The organism is Snodgrassella sp. W8135 (genome assembly GCF_016101225.1).
GTDB classification, from domain to species: Bacteria; Pseudomonadota; Gammaproteobacteria; order Burkholderiales; family Neisseriaceae; genus Snodgrassella; species Snodgrassella alvi.
Map to the genome: position 1 here is coordinate 1,162,151 of NZ_JACFQX010000001.1, position 21,900 is coordinate 1,184,050.

23 protein-coding genes, 1 tRNA gene and 1 other RNA gene are annotated in these 21,900 nt (G+C 37.0%); 7 read left to right on the forward strand and 18 right to left on the reverse strand.

What is annotated here, in order from left to right; all coding sequences use genetic code 11:
• Position 1: 1 nt before the first annotated feature.
• From H3T75_RS05230 to H3T75_RS05280, 11 genes are all read right to left on the reverse strand, one after another.
• Positions 2 to 898, reverse strand: a complete 897-nt coding sequence (locus tag H3T75_RS05230) for a phage tail protein (protein WP_198211198.1) — start codon at positions 896 to 898, stop codon at positions 2 to 4.
• Positions 898 to 3,423 carry a phage tail tape measure protein gene (locus tag H3T75_RS05235; RefSeq protein WP_198211199.1) on the reverse strand — a complete coding sequence of 842 codons (2,526 nt, stop codon included), beginning with the start codon at positions 3,421 to 3,423 and terminating at the stop codon, positions 898 to 900. The genes H3T75_RS05230 and H3T75_RS05235 overlap by 1 nt, the downstream gene beginning before the upstream one ends.
• A 165-nt stretch (positions 3,424 to 3,588) precedes the next feature.
• Positions 3,589 to 3,795, reverse strand: a complete 207-nt coding sequence (locus tag H3T75_RS05240; RefSeq protein ID WP_198209433.1) for a GpE family phage tail protein — start codon at positions 3,793 to 3,795, stop codon at positions 3,589 to 3,591.
• Complete coding sequence (locus H3T75_RS05245; protein ID WP_198211200.1) at positions 3,737 to 4,021, reverse strand: phage tail assembly protein; 285 nt, start codon at positions 4,019 to 4,021, stop codon at positions 3,737 to 3,739. Before H3T75_RS05245 ends, H3T75_RS05240 begins: the two co-directional genes overlap by 59 nt.
• Positions 4,022 to 4,142: 121 nt before the next feature.
• On the reverse strand, positions 4,143 to 4,658 hold the full coding sequence (locus tag H3T75_RS05250) for a phage major tail tube protein (protein ID WP_037475438.1): 516 nt from the start codon (positions 4,656 to 4,658) through the stop codon (positions 4,143 to 4,145).
• Positions 4,659 to 4,667: 9 nt separating this feature from the next.
• The gene (locus H3T75_RS05255; RefSeq protein WP_025330544.1) at positions 4,668 to 6,071 is read right to left on the reverse strand and encodes a phage tail sheath subtilisin-like domain-containing protein; all 1,404 of its coding nucleotides are present in this window, start codon (positions 6,069 to 6,071) and stop codon (positions 4,668 to 4,670) included.
• Positions 6,072 to 6,079: 8 nt separating this feature from the next.
• Positions 6,080 to 6,586: a Gp37 family protein gene (locus H3T75_RS05260; protein ID WP_198211201.1), complete on the reverse strand. Its 507-nt coding sequence runs from the start codon at positions 6,584 to 6,586 to the stop codon at positions 6,080 to 6,082.
• Positions 6,587 to 6,848: 262 nt separating this feature from the next.
• Positions 6,849 to 6,939: transfer RNA gene (locus tag H3T75_RS05265), tRNA-Ser, on the reverse strand.
• A gap of 68 nt (positions 6,940 to 7,007) precedes the next feature.
• A complete protein-coding gene (locus H3T75_RS05270) occupies positions 7,008 to 7,463 on the reverse strand; it encodes a DUF441 domain-containing protein (protein WP_037475441.1) in 456 nt (151 codons plus the stop codon).
• A 111-nt stretch (positions 7,464 to 7,574) separates the two neighbouring features.
• Complete coding sequence (locus H3T75_RS05275; protein ID WP_078474954.1) at positions 7,575 to 8,072, reverse strand: DUF1841 family protein; 498 nt, start codon at positions 8,070 to 8,072, stop codon at positions 7,575 to 7,577.
• A gap of 722 nt (positions 8,073 to 8,794) precedes the next feature.
• Complete coding sequence (locus tag H3T75_RS05280; RefSeq protein WP_198211202.1) at positions 8,795 to 9,043, reverse strand: BPSL0067 family protein; 249 nt, start codon at positions 9,041 to 9,043, stop codon at positions 8,795 to 8,797.
• Between the two features lie 203 nt (positions 9,044 to 9,246).
• Here H3T75_RS05280 and ssrA point away from each other — a divergent pair.
• Positions 9,247 to 9,607, forward strand: a transfer-messenger RNA (tmRNA) gene (gene ssrA / locus H3T75_RS05285).
• A gap of 437 nt (positions 9,608 to 10,044) precedes the next feature.
• On the opposite strand, the gene H3T75_RS05290 is transcribed toward ssrA, so the two are convergent.
• The 4 genes from H3T75_RS05290 to H3T75_RS05305 form a co-directional block, all read right to left on the reverse strand.
• Positions 10,045 to 10,479, reverse strand: coding sequence for a M15 family metallopeptidase (locus tag H3T75_RS05290; RefSeq protein WP_100125640.1), 435 nt, complete (start codon positions 10,477 to 10,479; stop codon positions 10,045 to 10,047).
• Positions 10,480 to 10,531: 52 nt separating this feature from the next.
• Complete coding sequence (locus H3T75_RS05295) at positions 10,532 to 10,873, reverse strand: hypothetical protein (protein WP_084586276.1); 342 nt, start codon at positions 10,871 to 10,873, stop codon at positions 10,532 to 10,534.
• Positions 10,874 to 10,876: 3 nt separating this feature from the next.
• The gene (locus H3T75_RS05300; protein WP_078474179.1) at positions 10,877 to 11,365 is read right to left on the reverse strand and encodes a hypothetical protein; all 489 of its coding nucleotides are present in this window, start codon (positions 11,363 to 11,365) and stop codon (positions 10,877 to 10,879) included.
• A 296-nt stretch (positions 11,366 to 11,661) separates the two neighbouring features.
• Positions 11,662 to 12,564, reverse strand: a complete 903-nt coding sequence (locus H3T75_RS05305) for a phage antirepressor N-terminal domain-containing protein (protein WP_198211203.1) — start codon at positions 12,562 to 12,564, stop codon at positions 11,662 to 11,664.
• A 362-nt stretch (positions 12,565 to 12,926) separates the two neighbouring features.
• On the opposite strand from H3T75_RS05305, the gene H3T75_RS05310 reads away from it, so the two are divergent.
• Positions 12,927 to 13,517: a LexA family transcriptional regulator gene (locus H3T75_RS05310; RefSeq protein ID WP_084549710.1), complete on the forward strand. Its 591-nt coding sequence runs from the start codon at positions 12,927 to 12,929 to the stop codon at positions 13,515 to 13,517.
• A gap of 490 nt (positions 13,518 to 14,007) precedes the next feature.
• Here H3T75_RS05310 and H3T75_RS05315 read toward each other — a convergent pair whose 3' ends face one another.
• Positions 14,008 to 14,436: a hypothetical protein gene (locus H3T75_RS05315; RefSeq protein ID WP_084549689.1), complete on the reverse strand. Its 429-nt coding sequence runs from the start codon at positions 14,434 to 14,436 to the stop codon at positions 14,008 to 14,010.
• 378 nt (positions 14,437 to 14,814) lie between these two features.
• Here H3T75_RS05315 and H3T75_RS05320 point away from each other — a divergent pair, with 378 nt between their 5' ends.
• The 5 genes from H3T75_RS05320 to H3T75_RS05340 all read left to right on the forward strand — a co-directional run bounded on the left by H3T75_RS05320 (position 14,815) and on the right by H3T75_RS05340 (position 19,080).
• Positions 14,815 to 15,432: a LexA family transcriptional regulator gene (locus H3T75_RS05320; RefSeq protein ID WP_084550773.1), complete on the forward strand. Its 618-nt coding sequence runs from the start codon at positions 14,815 to 14,817 to the stop codon at positions 15,430 to 15,432.
• A gap of 681 nt (positions 15,433 to 16,113) precedes the next feature.
• Positions 16,114 to 16,791 carry a LexA family transcriptional regulator gene (locus H3T75_RS05325; RefSeq protein WP_198211204.1) on the forward strand — a complete coding sequence of 226 codons (678 nt, stop codon included), beginning with the start codon at positions 16,114 to 16,116 and terminating at the stop codon, positions 16,789 to 16,791.
• A gap of 442 nt (positions 16,792 to 17,233) precedes the next feature.
• Entirely contained in the window at positions 17,234 to 17,455 is a 222-nt protein-coding gene (locus H3T75_RS05330) for a hypothetical protein (protein WP_078474571.1), read from the forward strand.
• A gap of 395 nt (positions 17,456 to 17,850) precedes the next feature.
• On the forward strand, positions 17,851 to 18,066 hold the full coding sequence (locus tag H3T75_RS05335; RefSeq protein WP_198211205.1) for a hypothetical protein: 216 nt from the start codon (positions 17,851 to 17,853) through the stop codon (positions 18,064 to 18,066).
• Positions 18,067 to 18,333: 267 nt separating this feature from the next.
• Positions 18,334 to 19,080: a hypothetical protein gene (locus tag H3T75_RS05340; protein WP_198211206.1), complete on the forward strand. Its 747-nt coding sequence runs from the start codon at positions 18,334 to 18,336 to the stop codon at positions 19,078 to 19,080.
• Positions 19,081 to 19,236: 156 nt separating this feature from the next.
• Here the strand turns inward: H3T75_RS05340 and argH are convergent, their stop codons facing one another.
• Both argH and tgt read right to left on the reverse strand, forming a co-directional pair.
• Positions 19,237 to 20,619, reverse strand: a complete 1,383-nt coding sequence (argH, locus tag H3T75_RS05345; protein WP_084552748.1) for an argininosuccinate lyase — start codon at positions 20,617 to 20,619, stop codon at positions 19,237 to 19,239.
• A 123-nt stretch (positions 20,620 to 20,742) separates the two neighbouring features.
• On the reverse strand, positions 20,743 to 21,858 hold the full coding sequence (gene tgt, locus H3T75_RS05350; protein WP_084585980.1) for a tRNA guanosine(34) transglycosylase Tgt: 1,116 nt from the start codon (positions 21,856 to 21,858) through the stop codon (positions 20,743 to 20,745).
• Positions 21,859 to 21,900: the final 42 nt, after the last annotated feature.

Consider the following 21,900-nt stretch of genomic DNA (forward strand, 5'->3'; position numbering starts at 1 on the left):
ATCAGACCTCATCTTTTCTTGCGGCCAGCCACGCCGTCAATGACTGGGTACCTGCAGTTGCATTTCCAATACTGTCTTCTACCGTTGCTAACACTTGTTCACTGGTATTCAGCCAATCGCCCCACTCTCCGCTATCGTAACCGGTTTGTATTAAATTAATACATGTTTGCAGCTGACAGGCTGCCTGACCCATGTAAGACAGAAAATCTGCTGCTCCGGCCAGATTTCCGAACCATGCACCAATCTCAGGTAAAGTATTCAGTTTATCCAGAGTCTGACCACCTATAGACAATACATCTGCAATCAACCCCATCCAGCCGGCAGTATTATGCTGAACAGTACGCGCGCGCGTAATCAGGTTCTGAATATCAGTAATATTCTGTTCAACAGAATGATAAATACGCACACCAGTCTGAACCGCTGCGGAAACTTTATTAACCGCGCCTTTAACCGACTCCGGTAAAAGAGCAAGCAGCGGATTCTGTCCGGTCATGATTCCCGGTGTTGGTAACGGATTATTAGGATCACCAACAAATTCAAGCAATTCAACGCTAATTTCGCGCGCCGCCGTACGTCCTTTAGCATCCTGGATCAGAGTTGTACTGCTTAATTGCTGTATCACAAACCAGCCCGCAAACCGCCCGGAACCGAACACCAGCGCCAGCGCCTGCTGTGCTTCTTTAGCACTGATCAGCGCATTATAGGCACTATCCGGATTAGCCAGTTTCCAATGCAGCAGCATACCAAAACGTATCGTAGTCAAATCATTACCGGTAGCCTGCAGGCGCGGTCGCCCGGCCAGTACATCATGTTTGGCAAAAACAGCACTGTGCGTTTCTTCATAACTGGTGAAACTATCCAGCACTTCAAAGCGAATATCCCCTAGCATTGCATACATCAGTAACTCCTCAACTCTTTTGCCTGCATCATGCGCCGGTACATCTGTTCAAATTCACGCTGGCTCAGTGCAAGCGCCTGCTGAATGACTGAACGGTCAGCATTACCATTAACCTGAATTGTTGGATTAAAATTAATGGTCACAGCACCTGAATCATGTCCGGCCGGATAACGATTCTGTGCAAACTCTACTGCATTTAGCTGCATTTTTTCATTTAACTGTGCAGTCAGCTTTCCGGAACCGGCTTTAAATTTCTGCTGTAAACGCTCAGCTACCTGACCTATCGCCGAAACAGGTTTATCCGCCCCGAGATCAACTCCCAGATGCATTCCCTCCATCAGCGAGCTGCCTATACTTTTAAATACCCGGCTGGGGGAATTAATACCCAATACTGATTTAGCCTTATTAATAATTTTACTGGCAAACTCACCTACAGCATTAACAGCTTTACTGATACCTTCAGTAAAGCTTCGGACCAGACCATCAATAATATTGCGCCCGAATTCACTGAATTTAGCAGGTAATTCTCTGAAAAAATTCATACCGGCTTCAAATTTGGTCTTAACCGTATCCCATAAACCAATAAAGAATTTCTTGATTGGCTGCCAATATTTATAAATCAATAAGGCGGCCATACCAATGGCCAGCGCAACCCAGCCTATCGGTGACATCAAGAAAGCCCGGCCTACTGCCATAATTCCCTGACGCAGCAAATTAAGTACAAACCTGCCTTTACCTAAAACACTAAACCCCTTCCCCAAATTCGAAAAAACCGAAAACAGAGGTCTCACCGCCTTAGAAATCAGACCAAAAGACTGCACAATTTTTCTGATGGGAGCCATTGCTGCACGACCAATTGCACCAAATGCTTTTTGCAATAAACCTAATGCAGCGCGACCTTTACTAAAAACAGCAAACTTTTTTCCAATGCCGGACAGCTTACTGCCAAAAGACATCAGTTTCTGACGCAATGAACCTGCAGATTTTCCTACTGAGGAAATTGCAGTTCGAAGACGCTTAAATACAGAACCACTTTGCTTAAGCTCACGTGCCACCTGAAAACGGGCAAAAATAGTACGCAGAACAGCCAGCGGACCGGTAACCAAAGTAATCGCATAACGAACAGTCAGTAATACCATCCGTAAGCCTGCCATTCCAATACCAAAAGCCACTACAGATTTAATCAGCGTCGGATGTTTCTGAATAAAAGGCAATACAGTATTAAGCAGCACATCTTTAGCCACCTGAGCGAAAGTATTAATCTCCGGTGCCAGAATAGCACCAAAAGCATTCCCGACCTCAGCAACCGAATCTTGCAGATTTTCCATACTGACAGCCAGCGTATTTGTCTGCAGCTCTGCTCGCTGATCAAGAGAAGGCTGCTGATTTATTTTAGTTTGCATGGCCTGATAACCGGCATGACCACCTTTAGCAGCGGCAGAAGCAACTTGTCCGCCCTTCCCGCCAAACACAGCATCCATCATATTCAGTGCAGCGCGTTCACCATACTTAGTTTTAACAGCTTTGAAATTCGTTTCCAGCTCACTAATAACCACACGCATGTCTTTAAGTGAACCGTCTTTATTAAATAAATCAAACTTTACACCAGATTTCTGCATCATCTGGCGCATTTCCGCATTCATAGCTGACGTAGCCAGATGCATAGCTTTAGGTCCCTGCGCCAACTTATTCAGAAATTCTTCCATCCCATCTGCGGCCACAGCTTTACTGATACCACCTTGTATTGCCATACCTTCTAAAGCAAATATTTTTTGCTGGTTCTGTAAACCGGTCAGATGAAGCCTTTGCAGAGGAGAGGCCATAGCACTTTGAAATTTTTCTATATCTTCCAAACTCATTCCGGTCGAATAAGCCATTTTCTGTACAGCATCAAGACCGGCTGATAATTCAGTATCTTTCAGCTTATAAGTTTGCATCAGCCCTTTGGCAACAGAAATATCCTCAATTTTTTTACCGAATAATGCATTAAAACTGGCTATTGATTTCATACCTCCCTGAAGTAGCGAATCATCAGACATATTAGCCATCTTCATATTAGTGGCAAGACTGGTAAAATCATTTTTATTTCCCCGCTGCTCAAGGCTTAGCTGTGCTGTTCGGGCATTAATCTGATCAAATCCGCCTAATCTGCCATCATTTTGCATCATAGCCTGCTTCAGCCCGGTTTCAGATGTTTCGCGCTCCATATAAATTTTTACAGACTTTTCAGCTGGTTTCATCAAAGCTTGCAGCGTGCTCTTAGTTTTGCTTAATTCACTACCGATTTTAGTGCGCTGCTCCAGAACCTTATTTTGTCTTTCAATTGTCTGAGTTAATTTATCCTGAGCATTACCCGCTTTAGCCGTCGCTGCTGAAAAACTATCAATAGAGCGAATTTGTCCATGTAAACCTTGTAAAGCTTTTCCCATCTCCTCAACATGCCGGGTCGCTGTACTGATAGCAAAGCCAAAAGCCTTTACAGAACGGTGCACCTCACCAAAATCAGAAACGAATCCATTATCCATAACGGCACCAATATATTTTTTCCAATTAACTAAACTGTATTGGAATCTACTTATTTATATTATTTGTTGTTTCGATTACTGTGACTGTCAACTTATTATCGCTTCATAACCACGCTTATAAGCTTACAACAAGTTAACAGCACAGTTACTTCAGACAGCAACCAGTTATAGTTTGCTGTATTTGGCTTTAATCTGCCGATTAGCCTGTTGCTGCCATTGCAAAATTTCCTCCAGAGACATTTCATCAATATCTGCCGGAGAAAAACCAAACCACCACGCTAAATCCGCAGCTGCCTGATAAAAACTATCCCAATCAGTGAGTACCCAGACAAAACTGACGCACCAGCGTGTAGTCCTCCCATGACAACTCATCAAAATCTTCATTTTGCAGACCAGATGCCATAGCCAGACACTGAGCTTCCTGTAATACTGCATTATCAGGATACTGTTCTGCAGCACGTTTAAAATCTTTAACCCGTACCCGGCGCAATGTCAGCTCCGTTATCGCACCACTTGGTGTTTGCAGTGGTTCCGCCAGTTTAATTACTTTGCCTGTACCCAATTGTTCTTGCAGATTTTGCGCTTCAGTTTGTGCCATATTTATTCCTCGACTAATCAATAATTACTGAATCAATTCAGCATATAAAAATACTTCAACCATAAAAAAGCTCACTCCGGTAATCAGAGTGAGCATTCAAATACATCAATACAAATAAAAATTACATACCAATATTTGCGCGCATCTGCGCCAGCATATCCACACCATTTACCCGGTACTGATTGGTAAATGCGTTGTAATACAACACTTCACGACCAGCTACTGTCTGATGAATTTCGGTAGCCTGAAAAGTGCTGGCGAATTCAGCTTTTTCTTTCGGTTTATAAGTTCCCAACGGATTTTTGCTGAAAGTTGCCATTACAGTCACGACCATCGGAGCCTCAGCTGCAAGTCCAGAAGCATTAAATGCCTGCACATTGGCACGAACCATTAACTGACAAGCTTTGAAAGGGTTATATACTTTTGTAAACACATCCGGATAGAAACTATTCCAGGTGATTTCCCCTTCCAGTGCCTCAATTCCGCTAGGCAGTTTTACTGAACCCACCAGACCCAGACCTTTAGTTTCTGTCTGACCAACAGAAATATCCGGTAATTTAAACTGACTGGCACGGCCTAACTGACTATTACCATTAACATAAACATTGGCATTATAAATTGCATTAAATTCTGTCATAACTGTTTCCTAAGCGGCAGACTGGTTACTAATCAAATTAGCCAGATAAGTACGGGTCATCACACTGGTATTAGTGATACGTTCTGCAGGCAGTTTAGGCGTATAGTCATACTTAATTGGTACCTGCCCTTTACTGAAAGCATCAGCCAGATCATAGTCATAATCCAGGCTGACACTAAAACCAACAATACTCTTCAGCGTACCCAGATAGGTGCGCACCGTACCCAGAAGGCTGTCAATCAGCGCATCATCAATCGGCAAATCAATATACTGTAACTGAGCACGGCGAATTGATTCATTAATCAAATCGCCGGTACGCTGTGCAGTTTCAAAGTTTTTAATATGTGTTACTGTCGGGAAACAGGCCAGACGGTTACCCCATAAGCGGAAACCAGTACCATAACTGTTAAATACCGTCGTAATACCCTTTTCATTCAGACGATTGGTTTCTGCCTGCGGATCATCAATACGTGCAGTCAGCGAAACCTCCATACCCGTTACACCGGACAGTTCACGATTGGAAATACTGAACCAATAACCCTGTTCAACATCAGTTCGCATCCGTAAACCGGCTGCATGAGTAGCCAAACTTTCCAACTCACCACTGGTACCGGTAACATAGGGATAAAATAATTGCGCCCGATCCGAAGACGTCTGGAAATTAATATTACCGAGCGAACCGCGCCCCTGAACAGCCTGGGTAAGCGTTGTTCCTTTCGGTGCAGCAATATAGGCAATAGCTTCAAGCTTATCAGCCAGAGTAACCATAGCTGCCGCCACAGTCGCTTCCGCATCAAACTGAGGCACAATAATAATTTTTGCATCTGCTCCCAGCCGGGTAAAACCTTCCGTAAGCAGCTCCATCCCTTTGCGTTTACCGGTAGCTGCCTCGTAACCGCCGATAATATCCTTTGAAGTTACCTTACTTGGATCAAGATAAGTATAACTAATAGAGACATCTGAACGCATTTGAACAAAAGTCAGCTCACCTGTTTCATTATTCAAAGCATAGTCAGTACCCTCGGATAATGTCTGATTACCAGCCAGAACTGTATAACCTGCCTGTACAGCCGGATGTGCTGTTTTCGCAGTCAGCGTATCACCGTCAATAACCAGTAACTCAGAATCAACGACCGTTTTATGTTTATCCGGATCCAGTACATTCACTACATAAGCAACACCAGACTGATAACGAGTCCAGATATTGGCCGCATCAGGTAAAGTGAAACCTGCACCAGTCAGCAAACCGAACTGACTGAAATCTTTAACAGTCTGACATACAGTTAACTCATTAACCGGACCAGACATACCGGTACCGACAATTGCAGTAATTGCCCCGTCTACGGTATAGACAGGACTGCTGCCACCATCAATACGAATTGTTTCAACACCATGCAAATAGGCTGCTGCCATGATGATTTTTACTCCTTCGAAATTACAGAATGTGAAATAGCTCTGGCCTTAATCTCACCACGAGTTGGTATAGACTTGACCAAATTTTGCTGATTAATCACCGGACGCTGCTCCACCTGAAGTGTCTCGGTGCGAGCGCGTAACCGGTATTGCCAGACTCCGTCGGCCTCACCTAGAAAGCGCTCACTCAACAATCGGATTTGCTGGCAATGTTCAGGCTGGAATCCCACTAATGCCAGACGTAAAGAATCGAGTAAATCCAGAACACCGTTTTCACCATCCAAAGCACGTGCAAAAACAATAAAACGCAATTGCAAATGCCTCTCCTGTACAATCAGATCCGTACTGCGCGGCTTTTTAAATTTACTGCGCTGATAACCGATTAAGACCGTACCCAGCGAATGAACAAACTGATAATTCTTTAAACTATTAGGCATCAGTTGTACTGAATATTTCGGCAATGCTTGCTGAAGATGTGTCTGCACATCATTTAAAACAGAACGGGTTAAATTCATCCAGTACTCTCCATACATTCCGGCAGGCACAAAAAAACCTCACAATCAAAATTGTGAGGGAAATAAATATTGCGACTAAACAGTTTACAGCTTAAACCTGCCAGCAAAAAATCAATAAAATATTTACAAAATCAAATTGTCATCTTTAACAAAGATGACATTCAGAATATGAATATACAAAAAAGTATAAACATTAAAATGACAAAAGCATTTTAAATAACAGCTATAAAAAAAGCTGCATTCGCAGCTTTTAATCATAATTTGGCGGAGAGGAAGGGATTCGAACCCTCGATACGCTATTCACGTATACACGCTTTCCAGGCGTGCGACTTCAACCACTCATCCACCTCTCCGAGAGAATGGAATTGCGCGCATTATAACGAGAGCGTATCTTTCTGGCAAGAACTTCGCAATCCGGCTACTATAAAATCAGTGATAACAATCCTGCCGCAATCAGAGGTCCGACCGGTACTCCGCGCAAAAAAGCCACACCAATAATGGTGCCAATCATTAAACCAGTGACAATGGTCGGATTAACCTGCATCAGATGAACACCGCGTCCGCCCAACCATGCCACCACTATACCTACCACTACTGCAGCCATGGTTTTCCAACTGGTTACCAGAGCTGCAATTTGTGCAGGCTGAACCTTACCAGTAATTAAAGGAGCCAGTACCCCTATCATAAGTAACATAATACCCAGTTGCACACCGTATTTTTCCAGTACAGGTGCATATTTAAGCAAAGGCGTTTGCTGCACCAGCAAAATAATCAGTGCAGAAATGGTTACAGAAGGGTTATGTCCGATAATACCCAAAGCCACAAACAATAATAGCAGCAAAGCATTTGCATTACTTGCCCAGAAAGACATATTCATCCCCTGATTTAAGATTATTGAAAATAAATACCCGTATCAATCCCATTGCAACAACATGGATAACTGATACAAATGTACAAAACAATAAACCATAATCAAAGCCTGAGCAATTCATGCTTGTATATCAGAAATTTTTCCGACTTCATGAGGGTTTAAACGAGCCTCATCTTCCTGCCCCAATCCGACCAGACTGCGTAAACGTGTCATATAATCATTAACATCCAGCCCCTGACCATATCGTTGCGCCTGCCATAAAGTTTCAGCCAGAACTTCTATCATATCGTGTTCCGCTTTTACCCAGTCGCCTGCATACTGCTGACACAAACGCTGATGAATAGCAGCAATCCCGAAAGGCTGATCTATCGCTACCTGCTCCTGTACAGACAAATGTAAAGATAAATGCAGAAACGGATTAGTTTCTCCTTCTTCAGGCCGCCATACCCGGGTTAAATACTGCTCGATATTTTCCAGATAAGGTGCATATTCAGAGTGTGCAGCAATAATTCTTAACGCTTTTTGTTGCAGTGCATCCAGCAACTGCGGCTGCTGACGTTTACGCCATACATCCGCAAAAAAATGACGTACATCATTAGTATTGACATCATACATTACAGCACTCATTGCAGACAAAATAATGCAAATTATAAAACAATGACCTTATTACTGATAATTTATTACTTCTATCGCAACCAGTTTCTTCTTAATAATCCTTATTTCTGTAACAGCACATATTTTCAAAATGGATTAATAACCGGACATCAATAACTATTCATTAAATTGTATATCAATCAAAATAAAGAAAAATTAGCTGATGCATACAGTAATTACTGCTAGCCTTACCGTAGCTGAAATAATAAACAAATCATCGATTTTTTATTTTCTTATAAGCCTGACTCATCCTATCAATTGGCATTATCAGATTGCCAGTACCGTAACTTTATAAAAAGCTGGCAAATAACTTACGATATGAGATAACTGTTTGCACTAAATGTCTATGGCATACATTTTACCTGTACTGGTGCCATTGTTCTTTCACAATAAGCTGCCCCCTTCGCATTAAGAACAATGTAATGAGGGATTTTCTCATACGCGCAAACTACTGATGGATCCCTTAATGTATCTAGAACCCATACTTCTTTGTTTTTTTATACTCAGGTACTAATGATGCTTTCATACATACCGGACCATCATATACCATGACTTCAGTAAGTTTATGAATACCATGTCCGTCAGAAAATGTTGGTGGACAACTCACAACAGGTGTCTGAGCATAGCAATTAAATGAAATTAGTCCAAGAAAATAGACTGAAAATAATATCGCATTTTTCTAATTATTCAATAACATAAAATTGATCCCCATCATTAGAAACGTAGCCATGACCCTTAAATTGGATTGAGCGAAAATGTAAAGGTACGCTATTCCATTGATCATAAACATTTATAGCGGCAGCTGTTCGACTAATATAAATTGCAGTATGGTCATAAAATTTACCATTATTATTGAATGCTGCTATAGCCGTAACATATTGAATATTAATTATTTCCTTTAACCCTGGTGCCTTTTTTCCAAAAACAAACATGTAGTGCTTTTGCAAAATATTTGACTACAGCAACACATTCATGCAAGTGATTCTCCAACCCAAATTCCATGCTCTTTAAACTCCTCAATTGATAATAATTTATCATTTTCTTCGGAAGTGAAGATTATTTTTCTGGGAAAAGAACCGATAGCATAGATAACTATGCAAAATCACCAAAAAAAAGTATAATTGCCTGACCATCTGGGGGCGACCTTGGTTTCGACGGGGGTTGCAAAGCAGATGCGTGCATACCGGGGTCTCAGATTCCCGTTAAACACTGAATTTATATAGTCGCAAACGACGAAACTTACGCTTTAGCCGCTTAAGGCTAAACGTTGCAGCGGTTCGCCAATGGGCCGTGTGAGGCAACTCACCGCAACGACATTTACATTGGCTGGTTTAATGTCGTGTTGTCTGGCATTAAACAAGATTTATGGCAACTGGTTTACAAACAGCCTGTCTGTCGGCGGTTTGTGAATAAGATTCGAAGTTGGCAAGACTAAGTATGTAGATCGCTCTGTAGAGGACTTTCGGACGGGGGTTCGATTCCCCCCGCCTCCACCAGTCTTTCTATTTTTATTTCAAATTCTTTCTAATTTCTAAATATCTATATATTACAACCTGTCAAAAATTATAAATATAAAGTTTCATTTCTTTGAAATGCAAAAAAGCTCCCTTGCGGGAACTTGTGTAATCAGCTGTTTAAGGTTAAGCATACCTGTTAATTTTTAAGAATTATAACATATTTTATGATTTAGTCAATAATATTTAAAAAATAAATTATATAATTAATCTTGCTAGACTTTTATCCAATAAACTAATAATCAAAATTATATTATTAAACAAAAATAGACATACTGTTACCAGAAAAATATATCGTTTTATAATTATTTTTATATATAAAAGACTTTAATCAACTGATTTAATCTGATCTTTTTAGCTTGGAAAAAGCAAAAAAATAATTTAAATCAGATAAATTATCGCTATAATTATAAAAATATTTATAAAATTTCAAAATGAGGATAATCCTTACTGGTTTTCCAGTCTCCGCCCCAGATTATCTTCACTCCAAGTTCAGCAGCCGCTTGCTTCATTGCCAGCGCAATAGTCCGGAATTTATTCAAATCAGTCCAGTCAACAGGATATGGAACCAGATCCACAGCTTTGCCTGTAACATGTTTACTGGCATAAGGATTATTTAACCAGGTCACCTTACTTAAATTTGGCTGAGCATATTTTACCGGTATTCCTTTCTGGCTGCATTGTTGTACCGTTCGCCCCTTACCATAATTAATACAGCATTGCTCACGGGAACGCACCCCTTCAGTTATCATAAAATCCTGATTTGTTATCTGTATAGCCCGCTTTACCACGTTGGCCAGGCTGCAATTGACTCCATACAAACGCTGTAAGGATCGGTTACTTAATTTATACATATTTATCACCCAAAAAAAAGCAGCCCAAAGGCCGCTTGATTTATATTTATATTTAATCTTTTGTTGATTTATCACTACCAATAAACTCTTCTGCTTTTTTACTAACAATATTCATTATGCGTTGTGCCAGTTTCGGTGCAGCAGCTTTAAATGCATCAAGAAACGATGTAGTTGACATTCCTGCAAATACACCAACTCCGGCAAAAAGCCATGGATGATTCTGTGGGAAAAAATAATCAGTTATTGCCGCAGCAAAAATCATTCCCAACAAGACAAATAAAATTGTCATAAACCAACCATAGCGTTTGTAATCTGTAACCAGTAAAGAACCAGCCAGCCCACCTACCAGCGCAAATAAAATACAGACGGAAAAAGCATCTTTTAAAAACTCCATACTTTATCGTCCTTTATATTTAGAATCTTCAATCCGTTTAGCGTAGTTGATCAAATTTCTCCCGGCCAGAGCACATACCACAGCCAGCACAGGATAAGTTGTCATTCCGGTTGTTAATGGTGGATAAGAGGCCCAGAAAGTAGCTGAAATTACAGCCCATATCAATGCTGAAAAAATCAGCAAATATCCAGACAATACACTGCATCGATTAGACTTAAATATTGCAATAACCAGCTGTGTTAAAGCCACACCTATCAGCAACACAGACAGAGTTAAAGGATGCAATAGCAAAAAACCTTTATACAGTTTCAGATGAAAAACTTCGCTGCCACCCAAAATAAATATGCCAGCAAAACCTATCATAACCAGCGCACTGGTAACAGTAATCACTCTTGTACCTGTATCAAACAACCATCTTTGTAATTTATCTGGTAAAAATCTTAAATCCAGCAGTGAATAAAGTAATTGAAATACCAATTCCACATTTTTCATAAATCTTCCATCAAATCCTCAAAAAAACCGGCTAAAAGCCGGCTTTAATACCAATAGATTATAAATATCTATTTATAATCATAAATATAAACAAATATCTTCCAATATATTTTTAATCTTTTATGAAATTTAAAATACAATTAAATAATATAAAACTATATTTTATATTCATAATTCTGATTTAAATCGTTTGTAATATTGCGAAATATCTTTAACAACAAATTAGCCATACCTTTAATTTTATAGAGCATGGCTAATACTCAGTGAAAATTAAAATACCTCTTCAGCCTGAATGTTTACATCAATTTAGCGAGGTATTCACGTGCTGATTCCTTGGCAGGAGAGTCCGGTATTTTTTCAAATAAAGGTAAGAAAGCTTTATGACATTTATTAAAAATGCTATCCATACCATAGCCAAATTCATGAATTTGAGATTCATATTTACTACCCAGGATACGGAAAGCAGGTAATAAATGTTCATACATCAAACGCATTTTCTGAGAACAAACAAATGATTCATATAAATTTACCAGACTTTGTACCGAAACATGAATTTCGTCTGAACAGTTTTTAGTAACTTCCTTACTGTTAAAATTAACTTTTTTAACAGCAACCCGGCTTAAAAGGCAAATTACATCAATAAATTTAGATGATGGGACTTTTTCATAGCTGACACCATAACGTGTGCGTACAGCCTGCCATAATGTCATAGCCAGTTCAGTCTGTTTTTCAGGTTCAACAGACATTACCAGCTGTTTGTGCAAAGTCTTGATCATGGTAATCTGTGCCGGTAACAATCCAGAAGCGCCATTTTCTTTAACCAATCCAGGTCGGCCACGCTTTTTAGCTACTCTTGATTTACGCCAATGTGAATGAATGGCTTGAGAACACTCATTCTGATACACCCCAACCAATTCCTTCAAACTGTCTTTTACTTTTTTCGGATTAATGCTTTGCAACCAGTTTGTCAGTTTTTTTAACGGAATAACCAGAATTTTTTTTGTGCCGCTTTTGATTGGTATAGATAAAAATCCACAACCATATTTTTGATAGCAGCCTTTTAATTTACGATGCTGGGTTGACCAATCCAGTCCAATCCCCTGCACCACGGATTTCATGCAAACGTAAATAGTATTTTTGACCTTGACAGTGGCCAAACTACTCCCATGAAAAGAAACAAATGTGATATTATTATCCATTCAAAACTCCTTAAATTAGTCTTGGGTTTTGTTTATCTAATACCTCATAGGTGGCAGCCTTTGAGGTATTTTCCTTTTTAAAAATAAATTCTATGTATCTAAATTTAATTTATTCAATTTTAACCTTATACAAATTAACCAATACTTAATAAAATATATTTACAAAAGCTATATAATAAGTTGAATAGCTGTTTTAACTCTATGTAAGTTTAAGGTAATATAACCTTAATTGGTTATCAAAATAACCATATATGGCTATATTAAAATTTATAAAAGATAATTACAAGCACTTTATGGTCTTTTAGTGCCATATTTTATCATTCATTATCATTTTTCCACTATTAATCAATTATGCTTATATTATGAAATTTGCTAATCAACTAAAAAATGCCAGACTGGCTGCGGGACTTTCCCAAAAAGAACTGGCTCAAAAAGCCTGTATTACCCCGTCTTTAATATCCAGATATGAGCTGGGCAAAGTTATACCCAGGGTAGATACAATGAATAAAATTATGAAAATACTTGATTTTCACAATATTGAATCATTAGCGCCTTCTAAAGATAATCAAAATAGTTATTTAACTATACCACCTTTATTTCAACAAACTGCAAATTCAGAGAATACTCATATTACTATTTTAAAAACTGATATAACTGCCCATAAATTTCATATGGATAATCTGTTCTATGTCATCATGAGTGGTAATTCAATGCAAAATCTTTTAAATGATGGAGATAAACTCATAGTTGATACTTCGCAGAAAAAATTAATAGATGGAAAAATCTATGCTTTTAATCAAGGTAATTTATTCAGAATCAAAATTCTGCAAAACCTACCTGAACAGCGAATACGTATTAAAAGCTATAATTCCTATGAATATCCAGATGAAACTGTAACATTAAAAGATATCGAATTAATCGGCCAAATCATTTACAGAGGAGGCTTTTTATAAACTCTTTAATTACAACCTCAATATCAATAATAAATGCTTTCATCAGATATTAAGTCGAGTGCCAGAAATGTGCATTTGACTTAATATATAAATATAAGATTCTAAAAATATTAACAAGTAAATTTTTATAATTTACTAATAAATTGAAAATTTCAACATTTATATACCATACACTCTAAAATACAGGAATTTAATCTATTTAAAAATATTTAATTTCAATTTATTAATATATAAATGTAAAATTAAAATTGAATACAAAAATGATTAATTAAATAATAATTTAAAATTAAAATATAAACTGAGCTATAAACCTGCTTTAATTTTACTCATTCAATAATGAAATATAAAATTTATCTTAATAGTAAAAGGAAGTGAAAAACACTATCTCAAGACGCAAAAAAGCTCCCTTTCGGGAACTTTAATCATCAGCTGTTTAAGGTTAAGCATACCTATAAAATATAAATATATTATAATCTTTGTAATATAATTGTCAAGAAGAAAACCGAAAATATTTTTCAAAATCTGGTTGTGTTTTCATTTCTTGCCAAAAAAGCCACAAACTTTGTTCAATTGACTCATTCCAGTCCTTACTGGAATAACGTCTACGCTGATTACGTTTGATTGTATTTTGATTCTGGCGTTTATATAAGGGACTTAATTTACAGTACTTACTGGATAATAAAGCAAAAGCTTCACGATTCTTGTAAAACAGATTTCCCATAGATGCTTTTACCATATCATACACTTCTGGCTGATAAGTAGGATAAAGTGTCTGCTGAACATTTTTTTTAGATGTCTGTGCCTGATATTTCCACTCTATACTTCGGCAATGTCCTTTTTTGATTGTATCTCTCATGCAATATTCATAAGCACGCAATACATTTTCCGCCAGATCTACTTCAAATTTATAGTCTTTCATAGATATACCTTAATTTAATAAATATGCTAATTAATTTAATTTTATAATAAATTTTTTAATTTATTATATATTTTTAATTAGGCATTAATATTTAAAATATATTCTCAGATTAAATATTGGTTAAAAATTTTTTTGCAAAATCATTTGATTCCTCTTTTATATTATAAATATTCCTTATTGATTAGATTATGCATTTATATTTTCATATAATTTAATAAATATCTTTGCTTATGCCTTACATAAAATTGATTATGATTAATAAAAACCGTAATTATCTATCAAAATTGTCATAATAATAAGCCAATAACTAATAAAATGCAAATCATTGCCTAATTATGCAATCACTAAATAAGATTAGGTAAAAACTAAGGGTTAATTATGTATACTGGTAAAAAATTAGGTGAGGCTATTAAATCGGCGATTGAACTCAAAGGTGTCCGCAAAGCGGATGTAGCTCGTGCATTTGGAATCAAGCCGCCTTCAGTAACTAGTTGGATCCAGACTGGTCGTGTAGATAAAACACATATTGACAAGCTGGTTTCATATTTTGCCGATGTTGTTCAACCTGAGCATTTTGGTATTGGTTCATTTGAAACTAACGAAATTTTGTTTAATGGTTATAAAGTGCCTTTACTATCATGGATAGATGCTACCAAACAGCTGGACAAAAATGCTTTAACAGAAAGCAACATTCTTTGGGTACCAACACTACGCAAACCTGGAAACAAGGCATTTGCACTTGAAATTAAAGGTGACAGCATGGAACCTGAATTTACCGCAGGCGACAGAATTATTGTTGATCCAGAGCATTCTGTAAAAGATGGCTGTTTTGTTATTGTGCGTGAAAATGACAACGAAGCCATGTTTAAGCAGTATATCTGTGAGGGTAGCTATCATTATTTGAAACCACTTAATAATCGCTACCCGATTATTAAAATGTCTGATAACTTTTATATTTGCGGGGTTGTCATAGAAAAATTTAAAATATATATCTAAAAATTTGACTTGTTTATTGCTAGTTTTTGAATACTTATAGCATTAAATGAAAAAACATAGAAAAATATTTATTACTAACTTAGATATTTTGGAATCAGGGGAATTATCCCCTACCATTCTGAAAAAATCAAGATTAATTAAAATGAATTTTATTCATATAAATTCATATTTTCTGCAAATCAGTTTAATATAAATCAGCACAATGCGTAAAATTAATTCCGACTTATTATGTGTTAATAAATTTTAATTTTACAATAAATATTTAAAATCAAAATATTATTTTTATAGCAAAATAAATGAACCAATTATCACTTAAGAATTGAATTATTTATAACAAATTTGTGCAGCGTTTTTTATTGGTAATTATGACCATACTAGCTCTGATTAACTCTTAATACTTTACTAGTTAATATATATAGCTCTAAATATTAATAGTAGCATATAGCATAGTTGTTACTATTTTTAATAAAATGTGATGGGATTATAATTAAGCCAATATTTGATAACAAATCTGAAGCCTATAATAAATTCGATAACACTTAAAAAATAATATAACCGCTCATTTATGATGAATTATAAACAAATCTTCATATAAATTTATATTAAATAAATGATAAAATTAGGCTATTGAAGCATTATTACAAATGTGATAAATTTTGACTTTTATTCAGAAAGTGATCCATGACCACATTCGGCGAACGTCTGGCTAAGCTTCGTGAGGGTAAAAATCTTTCACAGGCTAAATTAGCAAAAATGGCAGGCGTTCCACAAAGTACAATAGCTCAAATTGAAACAGGCAGAAATAAAAGCACCAAAAAAATCATAGAGCTTGCAGAGGTTCTTGATACCACACCGAATTACTTATTAAACGGTGTAAAGGACTTAAGCGTCGTTCCGTTATCCTCTGAAATTGGTAGTTATTCTGACAAAAATATTAGTAACAGTATTGGGGCATATGTGAAGATTCCATATTATGATATTAGTTTATCTGCAGGTATGGGTAACGCAACCTGGATAGTTCGTGATACTCAAGATAAATTGCTTTTCAGAGAAAGCTGGTTACAAAGAAAGGGGCTTGATGAGTCATCTCTTAAAGCAATGTATGTCCGTGGCGAATCTATGGAGCCATTACTCTATGACATGGATACAATTTTGTTAAACATAAATGATCTGGAAATTGTAGATGGCGGTGTATATGCAATAATCTATAAAAATAGATTATATATAAAAGAATTACGCAACACAGAAAATGGTATAGATATTATTAGCTATCATCGTGACTATGAAACTATGCATGTTACAGAGGAAACATATGATCAATTCAAAGTGCTTGGTAAGATGGTCTGGCGAGGAGGTTAAAAGTCTAAATTCATACCGCTATCCAATAGCGGTTTTTTTACGTCATTCAATCACAAAATTAATCTTTAAAACATATAATAATCAAATAATTATAAAATTTACACTTAAATTATCACAAAAATGATTGCAAATATTTAATTACAATTGTAATATATACACATGGAAAAAGTTAAGAAACTAATGGATTTAACATTAAACAAAACTTTAAAAAGGAAGAAATTTATGACGGAACTAATTACTCTTTTTCATAAACTTAGGTTAAGTAACTTTTGTATATTTTATTTGTTAATTATTTTCTAAATAGACTTTAGCCAAAACAGAATTAAAGTGAGTTTAAAAACTACAGCATATTTGTCACATATAAGTATGTTTCAGTTTTTAGAACTTGGTAATAGCAAATTTTTTATTACTACCACTTAATCATATTTTCAAGGAACTAATTATGTTAGAAATTGTCAAACCTTCAAGCGAGAGAATTACATATCCGGTAGCTCGCAGAGATCCGGAATATGGATTTATTGTTTTGTTTTTTTCTGAAAGCCATGGAGTAGTTATTTCTACAACTGAAGAAAATGAGTACAACATCGGCGACACATCTCTTAGTTGGTTATCTTGTAAAAATAGTGATGATTGGGAACCAATCGATATAACCATTTCTGGCTAAAATCAACTGTTATAAGTACTGAGAACATAATAAAATTAGATTTGAATAAAATTAATACACTTACCTTATTTTGATTAAAACATAAATAAGAATTTAATTAATTACATAAAAATATTAATTTATTAATTAATAAAAGCATGATGAAATAGTATATTTGCCAAAACACATAAGCAGGTCTACAAAGGAGAAACATTGATAAATTATTGATTATCATGCAGGTTAATTTTTTGACTACCTTTATCAGTATCAAATTCTTTTAATCATCTGAAAAAATATGATAGTCAGTATTTAATAAAGAGAAACATGAGGAAATCAAACGAGGAAAAAAATAAGAAAAAAGTTATGAACAGTAAAGAATATAATCCTATAAGCGCTGTTATATGAGAGGCATAGTAATGATTAACAATAAAATAACTTTACGCCATTTTACAGAGGAGGTACTGATTAACTATGTATGGCAAAATAGTGAAAAATTTACCAACACCTGTTTAGAAACAGAACTTTGTAAACGCCTGGATAATCGTCTGAATTGGATAAATCCGCTGCTATTACAGCAATATGGCTATGCAGATTGTAGTGCTTTAATAGCAGATCTGGATATGCTTGCCTGACTACGCAACTACTTTTACCCTAATATTGAATAATAAAATAAATAAAAAGATATATGAATACATTCATTGTATCAGCTGCTAAAATTCTTTATGACATAATCGTAAATTTCTATGAAATAAACCCAACTGATTAAATGCTATCCATGATATAAGACTAATTACTGTTGATCTTAAATATAATAATAAATTATATAAGCAAAATTTATATAAATAATGATAATATGTTTTATTAATTGTCAGAATTCTTCTTAATTTAATGGAATTTCTATGTGGCTGAAATTTAAAAAATGTTTTTTAATATTCGCAGTTGTAGAAATAGTTACTTCATGTAGCCATATAATTGAAAACTCACTAGATACAAAATCATCTACTCATGCATCAGATACCATACCTGACAATAAACGGATGATAAATAACAAGGATATTCAACCACCAATTTCACAGGAAACCATATCTGATATCTCTGTATCAGATTTATTAAAAAATTTACCCGATTATACATCTGATAGCTACGCCGCCGATCGAGGTGTCTTCAAAAAAGTAAATATTTATGACAGTTATGCAGCAATTAATCCCAATGCGTTCAAAAAGGTAAATGTTGACAAGTACGGCAAAAGGCTAAAGGCAAAATATCAGCTCAAGCTGAATACAGATAATATTGCAAGCTTGAAACATAATACTACATATCTTGATAACCTGAATATTTCTACGATATTAAAAGAAAGGTTATACAAAGCATATCCTGATAGTAAATATAAACCTGAGTTAGACGCTGCTGTAAAGAATATAGCTGCTTCATTATCTGATAGAAATAATTTTTTTATAAATAACTCAGATCAATTCGAATATCAATTTCTTCCAATGGTAAGCGATTTCTATTTTGATTCAAACGGAAAATTCATTAGTATAAGCTATCGTATTAAGATTCAAATAGAAATCAAAAATATAAACAAACCAATAAAAATAATTGTACCAATAGTATTCAGAGCCAAAAAATATAATTATCTGAATTAATACTTTAAGCCGGTATGCACTGTATACCGGCTGTTTGATCCTGACAAATTATTCAGAGGAGATAATCTGAATTTAAATCCAATAATATAAATCAGACAAAAATATCTGACCCGTTTTTTAATATCCTCATAACCAGCTAAGCTGGTTTAACAAATGCTAAACCGCCTGCAAATACTGACGCCAGCGAGCAACCTGTGCGCGTACCTGAACCGGCGCAGTACCGCCAATATGATTACGGGCAAGAAGACTGCCCTCAGGAGAAAGTACCTGATAAACGTCTTCTTCTATCAAGCCGGAGAAAGACTGTAATATATCCAGCGGTAACTCACTTAATTCCCGTTGCTGCTCTTCTGCCAGTCGGACAGCACGTGCAACGACCTCATGACTATCGCGAAAAGGTAAACCTTTTTTAACCAGATAATCAGCCAGGTCTGTTGCTGTTGCAAAACCTTGCAAAACTGCCGCACGCATATTTGCAGGTTTAACGCTAACACCTCGCATCATCTCTGCGTAAATACGCAAAGTATCTGTCAAAGTATCAACTGTATCAAAAAGCGGCTCCTTATCTTCCTGATTATCTTTGTTGTATGCCAGTGGCTGTGATTTCATTAAAGTAATCAGCCCCATCAGATGTCCTACAACTCTTGCGCTTTTTCCACGTACAAGCTCAGGTACATCAGGATTCTTTTTCTGCGGCATGATACTGGAACCAGTACAGAACCGGTCGGCAATGTCAATAAAGCCAAAACGCGGACTCATCCAGTAAATTAATTCTTCACTCAGACGGGAAAGATGTACCATCAGAATGGATGCTGCAGCAGTAAACTCAATGGCAAAATCGCGATCAGACACTGCATCCAGAGAATTCTGGCAAATTTCTTCAAAACCAAGTAATTGAGCAGTTATCTCGCGTTGAATAGGAAATGTCGTTCCGGCCAGAGCAGCCGCACCCAATGGCATACGGTTTACACGATGACGGCAGTCCAGCATCCGTTCACTATCACGCCCCAGCATTTCCACATATGCCAGCATATGGTGGCCGAAGCTTACAGGCTGAGCTACCTGCATATGAGTAAAGCCCGGCATCACCACCTCTGCATTTTTATCGGCCAGATCAACCAAAGCAGATTGTAAATCTTTAATTAACAGAACAATACTGTCTATTTCATCACGCAGCCACAAACGAATATCTGTAGCAACCTGGTCATTACGACTACGTCCAGTATGTAAACGTTTACCGGCATCCCCTACTTTCTGAGTCAGTAAATGTTCTACATTCATATGAACATCTTCCAGATCTACTGACCAGTCAATTTTACCGGCAGCAATTTCTGCCAGGATTTCCTGCATACCGGTTTTAATTGCTGCAAGATCTTCTGCACTAAGCACGCCAGACTGATGCAGCATCTGTGCATGCGCCAGAGAACCCTGAATATCACATTGTGCCAAACGTTTATCAAAAGTTATTGATGCTGTGTACTGTTTAACCAGTTCACTTACCGGTTCATGAAAACGGCCTGACCAGGCTTTTTCACTCATACTTGCTCTCCACTATAACTCAACAATATTCAAAAAATTTACTAACTGCAGATTATAACCACTAGCCTGACATCATTTGCCTCTATCATATAAAGACAATAGTCGCTACCGTGCTTTTTCTGATCACAATACACCCCGGGCACGCTCAGCATGAAAGCGTGTTTGAAAATCTTCGAATTTACCAGCTTCAATAGCCAGACGCATTTCTGCAGTCAGTATCTGATAATAGCGCAAATTATGTATCGTATTTAACTGTGCACCCAAAATCTCGCCCACACGCTGTAAATGATGCAGATAAGCCCTGCTGAAATTGCGACATGTGTAACAGTCACAGCTTTCGTCCAGCGGACGCTGGTCATGCCGGTATATGGCATTTCGGATTTTTACATCACCAAAACGGGTAAACAGCCAGCCATTGCGAGCATTGCGGGTAGGCATAACACAATCAAACATATCAATGCCGCATGCCACACCGTATACCAAATCTTCAGGTGTACCTACTCCCATCAGATAATGTGGCTTATGTGCCGGAAGTTTAGGTCCGATAGCACGCAAAATACGGTACATTTCAGGTTTTGGTTCACCCACAGACAGCCCGCCTACAGATAATCCGGGAAAACCAATTTCCTCCAGTCCGGCCAGTGATTGTTCTCGCAGATCCTCGTACATTCCACCCTGAACAATACCGAATAAAGCATTCGGATTATTCAGGCGTTCAAACTCATTTTTACTGCGTTCAGCCCAGCGCAAACTCATTTGCAGAGATTTTTCGGCTTCTCTGGCATCTACATTTCCGTCAGGACACTCATCCAGCTGCATGACAATATCTGAATTGAGTACCGTCTGAATCTGCATAGAAATTTCAGGAGACAAAAACAGCTTGTCGCCATTAATAGGACTGCGGAAAGTACAGCCTTCTTCTGTTAATTTACGCATTTGTGCCAGTGAAAATACCTGAAAACCACCGGAGTCTGTCAGTATTGGCCGGTTCCAGCCAATAAAATCATGTAACCCGCCAAAATCACGGATAACATCGAGTCCGGGTCTGAGCCACAGATGAAAAGTATTGCCCAGAATAATCTGTGCCTTGATTTCTTCCAGATTACGCGGCGACATAGCCTTAACTGAACCGTATGTTCCTACCGGCATAAATACTGGTGTTTCCACCGTACCATGATTCAACTCCAGAGTACCACGACGCGCAAAGCCATCCGTGCGCTTTAAAGAAAATTTCAGCATATTAAATAATTCAGAGGCAAAAATTATGACAGAATATATTAT